19 protein-coding genes are annotated in these 15394 nt (G+C 59.4%); 11 read left to right on the top strand and 8 right to left on the bottom strand.

The annotated features are described in order from the left end of the window. The first annotated feature begins 250 nt into the window (after positions 1 to 250). Together LB519_RS24835 and LB519_RS24830 are read left to right on the top strand one after the other, a co-directional pair. Positions 251 to 499: a hypothetical protein gene (locus tag LB519_RS24835; protein ID WP_013525118.1), complete on the top strand. Its 249-nt coding sequence runs from the start codon at positions 251 to 253 to the stop codon at positions 497 to 499. 111 nt (positions 500 to 610) lie between these two features. Beyond that, the gene (locus tag LB519_RS24830; protein ID WP_128369282.1) at positions 611 to 895 is read left to right on the top strand and encodes a DUF6894 family protein; all 285 of its coding nucleotides are present in this window, start codon (positions 611 to 613) and stop codon (positions 893 to 895) included. A 397-nt stretch (positions 896 to 1292) separates the two neighbouring features. Here the strand turns inward: LB519_RS24830 and LB519_RS24820 are convergent, their stop codons facing one another. The 3 genes from LB519_RS24820 to LB519_RS24810 form a co-directional block, all read right to left on the bottom strand. Then, entirely contained in the window at positions 1293 to 1535 is a 243-nt protein-coding gene (locus tag LB519_RS24820) for a hypothetical protein (protein ID WP_224621426.1), read from the bottom strand. A 191-nt stretch (positions 1536 to 1726) separates the two neighbouring features. Then, positions 1727 to 1963, bottom strand: a complete 237-nt coding sequence (locus LB519_RS24815) for a DUF6894 family protein (protein WP_128337989.1) — start codon at positions 1961 to 1963, stop codon at positions 1727 to 1729. Positions 1964 to 1982: 19 nt separating this feature from the next. Then, entirely contained in the window at positions 1983 to 2717 is a 735-nt protein-coding gene (locus tag LB519_RS24810) for a Crp/Fnr family transcriptional regulator (protein ID WP_128337988.1), read from the bottom strand. A 483-nt stretch (positions 2718 to 3200) separates the two neighbouring features. On the opposite strand from LB519_RS24810, the gene LB519_RS24805 reads away from it, so the two are divergent. The 4 genes from LB519_RS24805 to LB519_RS24790 all read left to right on the top strand — a co-directional run bounded on the left by LB519_RS24805 (position 3201) and on the right by LB519_RS24790 (position 6852). Beyond that, positions 3201 to 3761, top strand: coding sequence for a hypothetical protein (locus tag LB519_RS24805; RefSeq protein ID WP_224621425.1), 561 nt, complete (start codon positions 3201 to 3203; stop codon positions 3759 to 3761). 472 nt (positions 3762 to 4233) lie between these two features. Continuing rightward, the gene (locus LB519_RS24800) at positions 4234 to 4407 is read left to right on the top strand and encodes a hypothetical protein (RefSeq protein WP_128337987.1); all 174 of its coding nucleotides are present in this window, start codon (positions 4234 to 4236) and stop codon (positions 4405 to 4407) included. 642 nt (positions 4408 to 5049) lie between these two features. After that, positions 5050 to 5283: a hypothetical protein gene (locus tag LB519_RS24795; RefSeq protein ID WP_224621424.1), complete on the top strand. Its 234-nt coding sequence runs from the start codon at positions 5050 to 5052 to the stop codon at positions 5281 to 5283. Between the two features lie 402 nt (positions 5284 to 5685). After that, complete coding sequence (locus LB519_RS24790) at positions 5686 to 6852, top strand: beta-glucosidase (protein ID WP_224621423.1); 1167 nt, start codon at positions 5686 to 5688, stop codon at positions 6850 to 6852. An 85-nt stretch (positions 6853 to 6937) separates the two neighbouring features. Here LB519_RS24790 and glf read toward each other — a convergent pair whose 3' ends face one another. Together glf and LB519_RS24780 are read right to left on the bottom strand one after the other, a co-directional pair. After that, positions 6938 to 8080 carry a UDP-galactopyranose mutase gene (gene glf, locus LB519_RS24785; RefSeq protein WP_224621422.1) on the bottom strand — a complete coding sequence of 381 codons (1143 nt, stop codon included), beginning with the start codon at positions 8078 to 8080 and terminating at the stop codon, positions 6938 to 6940. A gap of 2 nt (positions 8081 to 8082) precedes the next feature. Continuing rightward, positions 8083 to 9255, bottom strand: coding sequence for a glycosyltransferase (locus tag LB519_RS24780; RefSeq protein ID WP_224621421.1), 1173 nt, complete (start codon positions 9253 to 9255; stop codon positions 8083 to 8085). A 158-nt stretch (positions 9256 to 9413) separates the two neighbouring features. Between LB519_RS24780 and LB519_RS24775 the strand changes: the two genes are divergently transcribed. From LB519_RS24775 to LB519_RS24755, 5 genes are all read left to right on the top strand, one after another. Continuing rightward, positions 9414 to 10529, top strand: a complete 1116-nt coding sequence (locus tag LB519_RS24775) for a hypothetical protein (RefSeq protein ID WP_224621420.1) — start codon at positions 9414 to 9416, stop codon at positions 10527 to 10529. A 172-nt stretch (positions 10530 to 10701) separates the two neighbouring features. Further along, entirely contained in the window at positions 10702 to 11547 is an 846-nt protein-coding gene (locus LB519_RS24770; RefSeq protein ID WP_224621419.1) for a manganese catalase family protein, read from the top strand. 320 nt (positions 11548 to 11867) lie between these two features. Further along, positions 11868 to 12476 (top strand): hypothetical protein, encoded by a 609-nt coding sequence (locus LB519_RS24765; RefSeq protein WP_224621418.1) that lies wholly within the window; start codon positions 11868 to 11870, stop codon positions 12474 to 12476. After that, on the top strand, positions 12473 to 12865 hold the full coding sequence (locus tag LB519_RS24760; protein WP_224621417.1) for a phage holin family protein: 393 nt from the start codon (positions 12473 to 12475) through the stop codon (positions 12863 to 12865). Before LB519_RS24765 ends, LB519_RS24760 begins: the two co-directional genes overlap by 4 nt. Next, positions 12862 to 13701 carry a hypothetical protein gene (locus LB519_RS24755; protein WP_224621416.1) on the top strand — a complete coding sequence of 280 codons (840 nt, stop codon included), beginning with the start codon at positions 12862 to 12864 and terminating at the stop codon, positions 13699 to 13701. The genes LB519_RS24760 and LB519_RS24755 overlap by 4 nt, the downstream gene beginning before the upstream one ends. Before the next feature lie 78 nt (positions 13702 to 13779). Here the strand turns inward: LB519_RS24755 and LB519_RS24750 are convergent, their stop codons facing one another. From LB519_RS24750 to LB519_RS24740, 3 genes are read right to left on the bottom strand one after another with little or no spacing between them, the layout of a single operon-like run. Further along, on the bottom strand, positions 13780 to 14196 hold the full coding sequence (locus LB519_RS24750; protein WP_224621415.1) for a c-type cytochrome: 417 nt from the start codon (positions 14194 to 14196) through the stop codon (positions 13780 to 13782). Continuing rightward, positions 14177 to 15055 (bottom strand): cytochrome c oxidase assembly protein, encoded by an 879-nt coding sequence (locus LB519_RS24745; protein ID WP_224621414.1) that lies wholly within the window; start codon positions 15053 to 15055, stop codon positions 14177 to 14179. Before LB519_RS24745 ends, LB519_RS24750 begins: the two co-directional genes overlap by 20 nt. After that, entirely contained in the window at positions 15052 to 15393 is a 342-nt protein-coding gene (locus LB519_RS24740; protein WP_224621413.1) for a hypothetical protein, read from the bottom strand. The genes LB519_RS24745 and LB519_RS24740 overlap by 4 nt, the downstream gene beginning before the upstream one ends. Position 15394: the final 1 nt, after the last annotated feature.

The raw sequence follows: 15394 nt of genomic DNA, 5'->3' as shown, positions 1-15394 counted from the left end.
AATGCCGTCAGTCGCGAAGAGTTCCAGGCGCCTGACAACAGGTCGGGGCTAGGCCGACGCATTGCGAAGAAACTTGCGTCACGATCAGCGAAGGACAACTCCATATGCGCCCTCAACGGGCGAACGACGCGCCGTGCATCATAGTTTAATGACACCTGCTGGGCTGTGCCGCATAAAGCCATTGTCAGCGGCTGTGTAACGGGCGCCGCTGCTTGGGAGCAATCCCACTGTAGCCAAATAGGAGCGCCTGATGCTTAGCCGACCAACCCGCACGAATACGGAAGCTCTCTACCCCAGTGACCTGAACATCCTTCGCGACGCGTTCGACGCGCTGTGCCAGGAATTTGCTATTTTGCCCGACACGGCGGCGGCCAACGCCGTAGCGAGAGAACTGATCAGGTTGTTTGAAACAGGAATGACGGAAGCGGCCACACTGATGATTGCCGTGCGCGCACGTTGGCAGGGCGACTGGGAGATGGGAGGCAGCAATGCTGCCTGAGGTTTGATGATCACGCGCAATCAACCCGCTGCATCCTTTTCGACGCCGCCGCGTTGAGCGTCAAACCTGCCAGAAATGTCCGATGCGCTGGTACAATGACTGGAGCGACCGATGCCGAAATTTCGCTTCGAGTTTATCGAAGGCATGTCCCAGCCTGCAATCTTTGCCGATATGGCTGATCGAGATGAGGCTGTCAGAGAGGCGAAGCGTGCAGCCAAGGAGGCCATGCTCGACGGAATTGTCGATGGCGTGGACCCGACCAGTTGGGTGACGAAGGTTTACGACGAAGCAGGCTATCTCGTCGCCACTCTCGGATTCCAGGATCTGGTCGCTGCGCCCAGGGATACGGAAGAGTTCAAGGAAACAGAGGAGCCAGGCGTCTTGCGATCGGGTTGATGCCGGGTTCTCCGCTGTCGCCATCGAGCCAGATGTCGCGGCCGCCGATGCAGTTGGGCAGATCACGCCGTGAACCCGGTAAAAGACCGTTTCTGGCTGGTGCGGACAGCCTTTTTGTTTAATCTCCGAAAGACGCGCAGAGGCTGCAACACAGCTTCAGCCCGCCTCGACGCTCTCGAGACGGGCGCGCGGGAGTTGAGATGCGATGCATAGAGACGCCTTCACCCCATCAGAACTTGCCCTGCTCAGTCGCGTCTTCGCACGCAGCAAAATCAAAAACGAAACCGCAACCGAGAAGGAGCGGCGCGCATCACGTATTCTGGCTTACTACCAGGCTGGGGTCACGGATGAGGATGAGCTAGAACAGCTTTCTCGCCAACCGCTCGGAAGGTGACGATTAGTCTTCTTTCTTCAGAGCTTCCGCCTCGTCTTTGAGCTTCGGCCAATCGGCGCCATGCTTGCGAAGCAGCGTTCGTGCCTGCTTGGGGTCAATTTCCGTGAGCTCGACCAGATGATCGACCTCAAGGTCCTGGCCTTTCGCAACCCGGCTTGCCTCATTCGCTTTTCTTTGCATTTCGACGACCTCTGCTGATACAACATGAACGAGCGCTGAGAGTGCGCGTTCCAGAACTTCATACAAAAACCGCGACGTCGATTAAATCAGTCGGATTGCGCCACTGAGGCGGGCATGCCCTTCTGCTGCGGCTCTGGTCGCAAATGGCGGCGGCATCTTCGTGCGACTGTCCGGGCACGCGGCATTCGGTTTCGTCGCCGCTCCGTTTGATGTGCCGGCGTTCGGCAGCATTCTGTCGCAGCAAGTCCTATCGCACGTTATCTCATCAGCTTGATCTGAAGCGAGATGCTCAGCCTCAGAATCCTGTCGCCATTTTCGTTCCGCACTTCAACAAATACTTGCTGCCCGTCCGCCTCGGTCAGTGCATCTTTCGTAAGGTCGATAAGGCCTTCGAAGCCTACGCGGCGCACCTCCTCCAGACCGGCACATTCGATGCCGATTTCGTCCTCGATGACCACATTGTGTTCGCCACTATCAAAGAAAAATCGTGCCATCCGAAAGCTTCCGTCACCACTAAGCTGCGGGGTTCCTTTGGTGCAGGTAGGTCGTGTCGAAATCACCTGCACGAGTGAGGCCGAGCCAATCAAGAGCATGCACCCTTGGGCCTGTGGTGGCGATGAGGCCTCTACGTCGAAGTTCCTGAAGCATTCGGTTGACGTGGACTGTAGACAAGCCCAATGCATCGCCAAGTGCTGCCTGGGTAATGGGAAGATCCGCGACGTGATCTTGGATGCGTCCAACCGAGCGCAAGCGAAAGATCAGTTCGCACAAGATGTGAGCCATGCGCGTATAGGCCTCGCGTCGTCCCACATTCGTAACCCATTCCCTGTAAATCGCTGCATCGATCAGCGTCGAGCGCCAAAAAGCCGTCGCGATTCGGGGATGCTGTTCGCAAATGGCGCGAAGAGCGTCATGTCGCATGAAGCCCAGTCGGGCTGCTGTCAGGGTCGTGAAATTGCAATCCATGACCGACAGATGCAGTCCATGCAGATCGGGAATGTCCCCAGCCACAAAGAAGGATGTAATCTGCCGTTTGCCATCGCCGGTAAGTTTGGTGGAACCGAGCAGGCCATCCAAAACCACGAACGAATTGACAGGGCGGTCACCCTCACTCACCAGGTCGTAATTGGCAAGAAAATCCTTCTCCTGAATTTGGATGCCTTTCAAAACATCAATATCGCCCTCTCGGAGATCCGAGATGCTTTGGAGCTTGCGGATAAGTACATCCGAGGATGAAGTGGGTGACAAAGTGGCTACCTAGCTGATGTTGGTTATCGAACTTGCATCCGCTTCAAAAGTTCCGGATAGCCGTAATGAGGCGCCGGACTGCTGGTCGGGAACTGGGAATTCAGAATGCCGAGGCAGGTCCTTGGCCGGGACTTCATTGCACGGCGGCACAGGAGTGCTGCACACCCATAATCGAGCCCCTCGAGCAGCGCATTAACCTATGACATAGGCTGCGCTCGCAATTGTCGCTGCGACATCACATGAGGTGGTTGATCCGCCAAGGCTTGACGCTGCAACCTCACCTATGAGGGCCAGATGGCTCCGGCCAGGACTCAGGCAAAAGGCGTCTCACCTGAAGCGAGAAATCTGGCCTTGCAAATGGGCATCTCAACGAGCCCGCTTGAGGTCCGGCCGCGCAATGTCGCTACACGGTTGACGAGCGGCTATCTATTAGGGCCACTCTTGGGTCCATCAGGCATCTCCAAAGACCCGGCCTAGTGGGGAATGGAACTTTTGCCGATCAGTGGGCTTTCGGATATGTCCGTCGGAAACGACGTGGAGAAATTGATGCGGAACCTTATACTGGCCTTCGCAGCATTTGCCCTATCCGCGTGCCAATCGGCTCCTGAACCGCTGCAATCCGCCGCTATCGAACCTGCTACCATTCCCTCCCAATCCGCCTTGGATCCTGCCGTTGCTCCCCCTGGCCCTGCAATAATGGATCAATCCGTGGCAATCACTCCTCCTTCAAAGGGCGTTCCACCAAAGTACGCTGCTTTTTCGGGCAATTGGGCCGGGCGATTGGAAGGCACATACGAAGGTAAACTGTCTGTTCAATCTGTTTCTTCAAACGGAAAGGTGACCGTAACCTACGCATGGGGAATTCTGAGCGATGACAATCCGGGTGAGGCCGCGGGCGAAGGAAAAATTGTAGGGACTACGTTGAAGCTGGGGCGCCTCCCGAATGGCGCGGACGTCAGTTTCATGATGATGCCCGACGGTACGCTGACCGCAACCCATACGCTCGCCGGCCAGACCTATACGGGCATGTTCATCAGGCAGTGATCAAAGAAAATACGGTCGCGTTCCCGCGGTTTTTGATCCGAGCGATCCCGCGCCGTTGGACCATCTCCTATAGCGGTCATTGAAATGCCAATCCTTGGCGTCATAGCCGCTACGTTCGAGGACCGTGGCGGCCCCCGACCGAAGCATTTCCTCAACATGGGGGTAAGGAGACCCGCTTGACCACCCACGTCCCAAAACACACCACGGATGCCAATCCCCATTAATTCTGGGTGGCTGCGGGGCGTTTCGGCGCGGCTTGCACGGGTTCGCGCAGGTTCGGTTGGGACCGGTTTGCGTACGTTATCGAAGGTGTGCGGTGTTGGTTCGCCCCATGTGGCACCTGCTTTGCACCGCCTGCGACAGTCCCTAGCGAGTCGCGCTATCCTCGCTGCAGCGAATCGACGCGGGCTTTTTTCTTATTTCGTGAAACGAAAGGTCATTCCGTAAGTTGGCTTCCCAAAGGAGGAAACCAATGAAAAAGGATGGCGATGGCCGTGTCGACAAGGGCAATCAGCAATTGCTTGCCCGACGTCTGTCTGAAGAAGTCGGTATTTCAGAGCCGGATGCGCGCGGTCTGATCAAGCTTATCGGCACGGATTGGAATTCGCTGCTTCGTGAAGCCCGATTTCTGAAAGAGAGGCACTAGAATGCTTCTGCCGGTCACACGATCTCGACTGAAAATTATTAGCGCTCGCGGCGGTAGGTTCTGGGCTCCGCCGGCTGTGAGCGAAGAACATGCTTCCGCCCCAACGGAGGGTGTCATGACCGCTCCCGCTACCACGCGCTTCATTGCCAGAACACGACCGTCCAAGGGAACTGCTGCTGGTCGGCGCTTGAGCCAGATGCCAAAGGAATATTAGCTATTTCGAACAGTTGAGTTCATGCTCGGATGTTGTCACTGGCATCCGACGAGGGCTAGTGGGTCATACCTCAGCCGGGCCGCGCTATTGGTCCCTCCATGGCGCGGCCTTTTTGGGAGAAGAGATTGACCCGTGGGTACGGGTTGGCTCACGCGCGACTGTGCCGCGTAGCGTCGCAGGCGGACCGAAGCGATGGCGCGATGAAGAGGCGCAGGGCCAACCGCCGTTGATCTTCAGGCCGTAAGCCCAGCCCCACACCTCAAACGTTGGAGCCGTTCGCTCGGCACTCGACGCCGTGCGTGGTGCCCGTCAGAGGCGTGAGCCTTGACCGTGGGGTCATCTGCAGTGACTGGCAAAGGTAAGATCATCCGAGCCGGCGCCGTATCCCTCCATACAGCTTGCGGCTTGCTCGGAACTGCGACTGATTTATGCCGATCGTCGGCACGTTGCGATGGCACCTCGTAGGAAGGGTCTGCCCGGATAACCGGCTCCAGATCGTGGGGGAAGTTCGGCGCATGGACGGGCAGTGCTTCGGCCGATTTGTCGCCCTTTTGAGCCATCGCTGGAAGGATTTCAGCGATCTCGACCAGGATTTCCTTGACCAGATGTCTCATCTGCGCGCCCGCTCTGCGGCCCATTGCTATGGCGATCAAACTTGCTGACGTAGCCAATGTTCCCGCTTGAGCTGAATGGCGCACGCTCTGCCGGCAAAGATCGACGGAGCGGCTTGACGCGACAGGCCGCGTCCCTCTCGCCTGCATGATCGATGCTGGAAAGTCGAAATTTGAACGGACTGTTCCCTGCCTTCGTCGGAGCGGTGGATGATCCGATCACGGCATGTGCCTGACCCCCGACTTGCCTCGCGCAGCTTCTTCCCTGGCTGCTGTCTGCCCTCTGACGAGTCGACGGGAACAAAGGCTCGATCATCCGGTTTGGAACCATCCCGTTAAGCACAGGACGAAAGTGCAGCCTGGCGGATGAGAGACGGCAGTCGGATTGCTCTGGCTGCTTCGATCTGCATTCGGCAGCCGAGACTGAGCCCAAATGCCTGCAGGAGACTTCGTATGAGCGAAGCACGACACAGCGAAGGCAATGAGGTGACTTCGATTGCGGTCACGTCGCCCTTCGCCAGTTTTTTCATGGCTGGCTTTGAGTGCTCGTCGCACCGGCGCAAGGACGGCGTTCGCCTCGATCTTATCCGTGCGACGTCGCATTATTTGCACGCCCTGGGCGACTACCGCGGTTGCGCCGAACTCGGTCTTCGTACCGTCCGCGACGGGTTGCGCTGGCACCTGATCGAAACCGCTCCTGGAAACTATGACTGGTCAAGCTGGACGCCGATGGTCGAAGCAGCGCAATCGGCAGGTGTCCAGGTCATCTGGGACATCTTCCACTACGGATCTCCAGACCACGTTGATCAAGGGTCGATGCATTTCATCGATGCCTATGCCTCGTTCGCTGCGGAAGCTGTGAGGGTTCATCGTTCAATCGCCGGTACAGCGCCTTTGTTGTGCCCGATCAACGAAATCTCGTTTTTCGCCTGGGCTGTTGAGGTTGGCTATTTCCCGCGCGTAGGCCCGAAGAAGCGGGGATGGTTCAAGCGACACCTCGTGAGAGCTGCAATAGCTGGCGTTCGCGCGATGCGTGAGGTCGATCCCGCTTGCAGATTTGTCTGGGCCGAGCCGCTCATCCACATTGCCCCTCGCGACCGGACGCGGACCGAACGGCGTCGGGCCGAAAATGCCCGTCTCGGACAGTTCGAAGCTTACGACATGCTGCTGGGCCGGGCAGAGCCTGAGTTGGGGGGCAGCGACGATGTTGTCGATGTCGTTGGCCTGAATTTCTACCCGCACAATCAGTGGTATCTCAACGGGCCGACGATTCCCATGGGGCACCACGAGTACCGTGCCCTATCCGAGATGCTAATCGAGGTCGCGCATCGATACGGCAAGTCGATGTTCATCTCCGAGACCGGCTCCGAGGGATCAGGCGGGGCGGCGTGGCTCCATTATGTCTGCGACGAGGTGCGTGCCGCAATTGATCTCGAAGCGCCGATCGAAGGTATTTGCCTATACCCGATAACCGCCTATCCGGGCTGGGACAATTCGCGGCATGCGGAGGTGGGATTATTTTCGGTCGTTCAGGCGGACGGCAGTCGGCACGTCCGCAAGCCCATCGCGGAAGAATTGGTCCGCCAGCAAGCTTTGTTCGCGGCGAACCTGACGCGTTAATACATGAGCGGCACGAGGGATGTTGCGAGCGCCTGTCGGCCGCGTTGCCACGCTCGATGCTCCCAAGTACGTCCGGGTGGAGGAGCTACAGCGCCCCTTCGGCCAACGACGCCTTCCCCGTGCTCGCCCATTCCGGGACGCTCTTTTGAATGCGGGCGAAGGTTGCCAGGGCCTGCCCGACCACCTGATCCATGTTGTAGTAGCGGTAGGTTGCCAGGCGACCGACAAACCACACGTCGGGACAGGTTGCGCCAAGCGCTTCGTAGCGCTTGAAGAGCTCTTCGTTTTCGGCCCGCGGCACCGGATAGTACGGGTCCCCGATATCGGTGGGATATTCGTAGGTCAGGCTGGTCCGCGCGTTCTGCTGGCCGGTCAGATGTTTGTACTCGGTGATGCGGGTGTAATCTTCCGTCTGGGGATAGTTGACGACGGCAACCGGCTGAAACTGCTCTTGGTCGAGGGTGACGTGCTCGAAACGGAGCGAGCGATAAGGAAGACGCCCTAGCTGCCAGCCGAAGTACTCGTCGATCGGGCCGGTATAGATCAGGCGGTTGAACGGTATCTCGTCACGAATTTCGCGGAAGTCGGTCTGCAGCATGATCTTGATGTTCGGATGGTCGAGCATGCGCTCGAACATCCTCGTGTATCCGCCGGCAGGCATCTTCTGGAAGCTGTCGCTGAAATATCGGTCATCGCGGTTGGTCCTGGTCGGCACTCGTGCCGTCACCGATTTGCTCAGCTGGTTCGGATCCACGCCCCATTGCTTCCTTGTATAGCCACGGAAGAACTTCTCGTAGAGCTCGCGTCCCACGGTGCTGACGACAACATCCTCGGCCGTACGCACGTCCTCTACCGTTTCGCGCCGCGACGCGAAGAACTCCTCCAACTGTGCAGAATTCAGCGCGAGGCCATAAAGGCGGTTTATCGTGTCGAGATTGATCGGGATGGGGAGCAGTATCCCATCCACCGCCGCTAGAACCCTATGCTCGTATTTGCGCCATTGGGTGAACTGCGAGAGGTAGTCCACGATCGACTGGCTGTTGGTGTGAAAAATATGTGGCCCATAGCGGTGGATGAGGATGCCGGCTTCATTATAGCAATCATAGGCGTTGCCGCCGACATGACTGCGGCGATCGACCAAGAGAACGCTTTCATGACGCTGCGAGGCTATTCTTTCGGCAAGCACGCTGCCGGCAAATCCCGCGCCGACGATCAGCCAATCGAACATGGCTATGCGCTCCTGCGCAACGGGACGACCTTCTTGCGTCGGTAGGCGCCCTCAATGTGAGCGGCCATGGCTTTCCATGTTCTTTCCCACGACATATCAGCCAGGTAGGCATCGACTTGCGGCAGCAGCATCTCACGCGGTCGCAAAAGCATGGAGCGCAGCTTGCTCTCCAAGTCGTCACTGTCGGCGATTTCTACCAGTCCAGCAGCGCCGTAGCTGCGCACAACGTCAACGATTGCCGTCGAGATTACGGGCAGGCCCGCAGCCAGGAACTCTGGCGTCTTGGTTGGGCTGATGAACCGGGTCGCTTCGTTGAGTGCAAACGGCATCCACCCGGCATCCCAATGGCGCAGATAATCGGGCAGGTCGCAGTAGGTCTTCGCGCCCAACCAATGCAGGTTGTCGGCCTTTGGCAGGATTGCAGGATCGATTTTGACCACGGGGCCAATCATGACGAAATGCACGTCCGGCAACGTCCGCGCCGCTAGCGCCACGAGTCCGGTGTCCAGCCGCTCGTCGATGACACCGAAATATCCCACCCTCGGGTGAGGAATGCCGGCCTGATCGGCTGGGTCCTTTCCTGGCAGCCTTGCGTTGTGAAAATGTTTCACATCGATGCTGCTCGGAAAGGGGTAAATAGCCTGATGCAGGCGGCGCTTGGTCTCGAACAGGCTCACGCCACCGGTGAAAACGAGATCGGCGCGGCGCAGAAGTGCCTTTTCCATCTGCGCCAGTTCGGGCGGCGCGTTCTTGAAGGCGGAGAGTTCGTCCATGCAGTCGTAGACGCATATGTCTGAGTCAAGGAACTCCGTGAAGCGGAGAGCCATCGGCGTGTAATACCAGGCGATCAGCCGGCTGTGCGGCATAGAAGCTATGATCTGCTGAACAAATCTCCGCTGCACGGCATCTGATTTCGCGGCCGACGCGCCGAGCGGCAGCACTGGTGTCACGATTAGAATGTTTGGCGACGCCTCGCTCGTCCGCATCTGCGGATGTGGCAGTTCTTCGAAAACAGGCTCCTCAAAGTAGACCACTCTCTGCTGCTTGGATGCGAGGGTGAGGATATGCTGCGGCCGTTGATGAACGAAATTCCATCGCAAGTGGGAGAAGCAAACCAGTAGATTTTCCCTGCCAGTGTGTTTACTGGCGGATACCCTGCCCAAGGCTGCTTCCATTGAGATGTTCCTTCCCGTAATCTTTCGTTTATGTTACGACTAACATTTGTTAAGCGCGGACCGAGCGGAAATAGACTTCGATGCCAGCTCCTAACTTTCCGGCGCGTGAGTTGTTCCAAGGTGAAGTGAAGAGCTCTCAGTCACCGCTGGGATGACGAATGCGACGATATTTCCGCGAAGCTGAGAACGGCCACCACGCGTCGCCGGGCTTTGAAAGCGTGAGCGACGGGGGAATGTCGGTGGAGAACGGACCTGCCGTATTTGCGTTGAAGTCGCTGGTTATAAAATGTGCAGGACATCAAGTTGATTCGCCCGCATCACTGGCGAGTCCGTGCCAGGCGAATTCCGGGGCTGATATGAAGATCGACTTTTCGACCAATGTTTTTCCGCTGTTTCATCCGCAAAGCGTGGATGATCTCAAAGACCCTTGCCCCGTCTTTGATGGCAGCCTGTGGCACGTCTTCGGCTCGAGCGGCACGGTGACCACCGAGACGTGGACGATACTGCACGCCACGGCGCCGGACCTTTATGGGCCGTGGACCGAGCATCAGTCGATCGAGCTTCCTATCAATGGGAGTGGTGTTGCGGCTCCGGGGGTCATCCACGAAAGCGGCGTCTTTCACATGTTCATCCAGACCGAGTTCATGAAGTCTGGTGGCCGCTGCGAGCATGCGGTTTCCAATGACGGCTTCCATTGGGTGGTTCTTAGCCCCGCAATCCTCGCCATCCCGGACACGGAGGAAGATGGCATTTACGATCCGCATCCCGCAGTTATTGGCGGCAAGCGCTACCTCGTCTATTCCGCCATGCCAAAATTCACCAGGGTGCCGCAGCCCGACATCTATCTCGCACGCAGCCAATCCGACTCGTGGTTCGGTCCTTGGAAGCGGATCGGCAAGATCCTCGACCACAATGATGTGCCTCACCACAACACGAGAGAGGATCCCGACTATGAATGGGGCATTGAGGGCGCACAACTGGTCGAATTGCCGGACGGTCGCGTGCTTCTCAATGCCACTTGCTTTCTGCCCAATGGCCTTCGCGGGAACCGGCAACGCGTGTTTTTTGCCATCGCGGATAACGTTGCTGGACCTTACGTCTCGATCGGCCCGGTGCTGGAACCAGGCCAGCCGGGAGAGAACGGCCACTCGACAGTGATGATCGAAGGCAGCCAACTTTCACTGTTTTATCAGAGCCGGGTCGCCACGACCGATCATCGGTGGCGCTATGGCTTGGCCAGGTGTGACGTTGCTCTGCTTTCCAGGGTCGCGTGATCCGGCCGGCGCCACTGGACACCGACGGCGTCGACCGACTGGACGGCTCGCATTGCGAATGAGCGTCCGCGGCTCGAAACATTCCCGCGGAAAGCCTGCGGAATTAAGTGTTCCTCGCACGGAACAATGCGTCCGAGCTGAGGTTCGGCTGACTTCCAACCAGGAGTCAGCCATGTACTACACCGACAAGAAATTGCAGTACCCGGTTCGTGTGGAAACGCCCAATCCAGTATTTGCCCGTGCCTTGCAGCAGGCCATAGGCGGAGTAGAGGGCGAGATCCGCGTCGCCTTGCAGTATTTCTTCCAGGCATGGGGATGCCGCGGGCCGGCCAAATACCGCGACCTGTTGTTGAACACAGCGACCGAGGAACTCGGCCATATCGAAATGCTGGCGACTGCGGTCGCCCTCAATCTTGAGGGTGCACCACTTTCGCTGCAGGAGGACATCTCGTCGGACACGGTCGGCGGCTCGGTCCTCAACGGGATGAACTTCCGCCATATCTTGTCGACCGGCTTGGCCGCACTGCCTGAAAACGCCAACGGCGTTCCCTTCAATGCTTCGCATGTTTATGCCAGCGGCAATCTTGCCGCGGATATGGTCGCAAACGTCACCGCGGAAGGAAGCGGCCGCGTGCTTGCTACCCGCCTGTTCAACATGACCAGCGATCCCGGCATGAAGGACATGCTGTCCTTCCTCATTGCGCGCGACACCATGCACCAACAGCAGTGGCTCGCGGCAATCGAAGATATGGGCGGACTGAACGCGTCTCTGCCGGTCCCCAACTCCTTCCCGCAGGAGAAGGAGCATCAGGACGTATCCTATGCCTTCATCAATTGCTTCGTCGAAGGTGTAGAACCAGCGCAGGGACGTTGGAGCGAAGGACCGTCGATGGACGGCAAGGGCGAGTTCTCCCTCGTCGCCGGTTCGCCAATGGGCGAGGAGCCCATGCTGTCGCCGCCCCGGCCAAGTTCCGGCGCCCAGAGCGAGCAGATGATCGACAGGCGGGCAGCCGAATAGGCAAAGATCAGGAATACCGGAGGCAGCCGGCACTCGGCTGTCTTCTGCTTGCCGCTCCCGCAGCCTCGGGCGTACCCGGTTGTATCGAGCAACTGGGCGCTCGTACGAGGGGCAGTGCAGCTCGTTCCTGATTGTTGCGTGCCTGACAAGCTCTCCGTTTCAGCCTGATCATAAATGCTTTCACCTAAGGGAACATCGCAGGTTTCTCGAAGTTGGAAAGCCACGGAGGAACCCGCTCATGAACAGTGTCATTTATCTTATCGGCCTCATCGTTGTCGTGCTCGCGGTCCTCTCCTTCCTCGGTTTTCATTAGGTGACCCATGCAGCATGAGAACGATCAGGGCGGACAGCCCACCGATTTCGACAAGGCGAAAAGCGACGTTTCCGAGAGGCTTCGCCAGGAAAATGAGCGTGCCAGCGAGTTGCTTCACGATGCGCGGGACGAGGTGACCCGCAAGGCTGGCGACTATGCATCTGAAGCCACGCAGGTCATCTCTGACAAGGCGGAGGAGGCGCAGCGCGACATCGGATCGAGCCTGGCGACGTTGGGCGGTGCACTGCGCGCGGCCAGCGATCACCTTGCCAACAACGATGAAAGGAACGCATCGAAGTTCGCTTTGGATGCTGCCGGTGGGCTTGAGCGGCTTTCATCGTCATTGAAACAGAAACCGTTCGGCCAAGTCCTGGAGGACGTGCAGTCCTTTGGCCGGCAAAATCCCGGTGTCCTGCTTGCCGGATCGGTATTGGCCGGATTGGCTCTCGGGCGGTTCATCAGGGCCTCACCGCCGGCGGGTCCAGAATTTCAGGATGCTGCGGGAGACATCAAATCACACACCGATCAGGCACAGGGTTGGTCCGTTGATCGTTCGCAGGATTCGGGCCTCGGCGGGGGTGATGGGCCCACGCACAACGCGGAGCAGGACAGATGAACACCCAGGACAATCCCAGCCTTACCGGACTGATCACCGACTTGGCCCAGAATGTCAGCACTCTGGTGCAAACGGAGGCCAGGCTGTTTCGGGCCGAGCTCTCTGAAAAGCTTACCAAGGCCGGAGCAGGTGCCGCTGAAGTGCTGGGCGGCGCGATCTGCCTGCTCGCCGCGCTATTGGTTTTGCTGCAGGCACTCGTTATCGCACTGACGCGGGCAGGGCTTGGCGCGGGGTGGTCTTCCCTGCTGGTCGGTGTGGTCGTGGCGGTCCTCGGCGTCATCCTGCTACGGACCGGGATGGCCAGCATGGCGCCTTCGGAACTTACCCCCGACCGGACCCAGGAACAACTCAAGCGCGACGCTAGTGTGATCAAGGAACAGGTGAGATGAAAGAGAAATCCGCAGCCGAACTTGAACGCGAGGCCGAGGCAGCCCGCGCCCGGGTGATGGAGACCGCTGAATCCATTCGAGGCAAGATGACGCCCGGACAATTGCTGGATGAGTTCACCGGGCTGTTCTCGGGAGGGGAGAGCTCGGCCATGCTCAGCAATCTCAGAACGCAGGTTCGAGACAATCCTTTACCGGTCACCATGGTGGGCGCGGGTCTGGCTTGGCTACTGTTCGGCAGCGGTACCTCAAACACGGCCCACGGTTCGGCTGGCTACCCATTGCCTTCAGCGCCGGGACGACATGATGAAGGGGATCGCGGCGGCTTCGGCGGCACGCTCTCCGATGCCGCGGAATCGCTCTCATCGAGCGCTACCAGCGTCGGCGATACCATATCGAGCACCGCAAGGGCCGCTGCGGCGGGTCTGACGGGAAGCGCGGCCAATGCAAGCTCGATGACTGGTGACATGGCGGCGAAAGCCAGCCGCTCCGTGCAAGATCTGTTGGAGGACCAACCCTTGGCCGTAGCGGCCGTCGGTATCGCCGTCGGCGCCGCTATAGGTGCAATGCTGCCGCATACCGCAACGGAGGATGAGCAACTAGGCGCCTTTGGTGACAAGCTTCGCGATACTGCCGGAACCATGCTCGACAGGGGTCTCGATGAGGCCAAGCAGGTCGCCGCCGACGCCTATGAAACCATCAAGCAGGAAGCAGGCCGGCAACATATGGAAGCAGACACGATGGCCGATCAGCTCGGCGAGATCGTGAAGTCCACAGCAGACAAAACCGAGCACGCCGTGCGTGAACGGATTTCCGACCCATCTCAGCGTCAAACCTAGCTTGAATGATCCTGGATCAACGATAATCGGTCTCTTCAGAAGGGCCGGCGTTGTTGTTCAGACGATGAACCGCTAAAATCATTTTAGAGCGTAGAGGTAGGCCGCGATATCGCGCGCCTGCTGCTCCGTGATCCGTGTCGATGGCATGGCCGTGTGCGGGTCGACTTCCCTTGCCGATCGTATCCAGCGGATCAGGTTCTCTGGATTGTTGGCCAGCCTGCCGCCGATAAAGACGCGGCCAGCAAGACTGGCATCGAGGCGTGGACCGACCTGCCCTTGCGCGCCCGGCACGCCCGAAATCGTATGGCAGCCGGAACAGCCATTCGCAGTCATGACCGAAATGGCGCGGCCAACGTGACCGCCTGTGGCCACCTCCGCCTCGTGGCGGACGCGCGCGGCCCGATCGGACCACCAGGTCAGTGCGGCCACGCCCGCAACGAGCAGCACCAGCGCGGCGGTGACGGCGGCAAGCAGTTTAGACAAGCTCGTACGCATGCGCCGCCTCCCTCCTTCCGCTCGCCTTGATCCACAACGCGGCCAGCAGCAGCGCTGCGCCGCCATATATCAATCCAGCCGGAACCCACATCACCAGCCCGGCAAGTTGCTGGTCCTCCAGGGGGCTCAAATTCCACAGCGCCGCACCCACGGCATTCTCCGGGTACCAGAGCCGTGGCGAGAGCAGCAGGAGGACGCCGAGCAGGCCGGTGTGCAGCGAGGTGACGAAAAGATGCATGACCGCGCCGCCATGGCTCTGTTGGCAGCCGGAGCGCGGCAAGATCACCCACCAGAACAGCAGGCCGGTTCCAAGGAAGCTCGCATGCTGGGCATAGTGCAGCACGCCGCGCTCCAGCGCGGCCACGAACAGCGCCGGAATATGCCAGATCCATATGGCGATGCCGTGAATGATGGTCGCGCTGAGCGGCCGGGTTGCGAAAGCCCAGACCGCCTTCAGCCATTCGGCGTGCCCGGCAATTCCCAGAACGCGGCGGAACCGGCTAGGGAGGCCCCACATCAGGGCCGCGGCCGGGCAGGCAGCGACCAACAGCGGCGCCGCCACGGCCATCAGCAGTTCATGCTCGATCATATGCGCCGCAAACACTTGCTCGCCGAGCGCGTGAATGGGGCTGACCAATGCGGCTGTCAATACGCCCCATCCGGCCGTGAACAGCAGCGCCTGGCGCAGCCGCAAAGTCCTGCCGCGGCCGCTCCGCCGCCAAAGCCGGCTCGCACCCACGACATAGACGAGGCCGAGGACAGCAAGCGGCAGCGTAATTGGCAGTGCGAGCGTCCACCCGGCCTCGGGCGCGCCGGCACCATAGCAGATCGATGTTGAGAACAGCGCGTCGAGGTTCATCGCAGGCACTCGTCCAGGATGAGCGCGGCACTGCCTTGCATGACGATGACAAGTGCAAACAGCAGCGCCGACAGCATGCCGAGATTGGCGACGAAGCGCTCTGTGCCGGGCGTGCGCTCCGGCTTGAATGCGGCACCGCCTCGCCGCTTCGCCCGCCACGACAGCGCGCCGCCGAGCAGCGACAACACGACGAGCAGCAGCGCCAAGGGAAGCACGACCGGCACCTGGCGGTTGCACTGCCAGGGGACCAGCGCATAATTCAGTTGCGTCGAGAGTGCCCAGGCCAGCGGGCCCGACAGAAGGCCACCCCAAGACGTTCCGAAACGCAATGCACGCATC

It is taken from the genome of Mesorhizobium sp. AD1-1 (assembly GCF_020164655.1).
In the GTDB taxonomy this organism is placed as follows: domain Bacteria; phylum Pseudomonadota; class Alphaproteobacteria; order Rhizobiales; family Rhizobiaceae; genus Mesorhizobium; species Mesorhizobium ciceri.
This window is presented reverse-complemented; position numbering and strand designations above follow the sequence as displayed.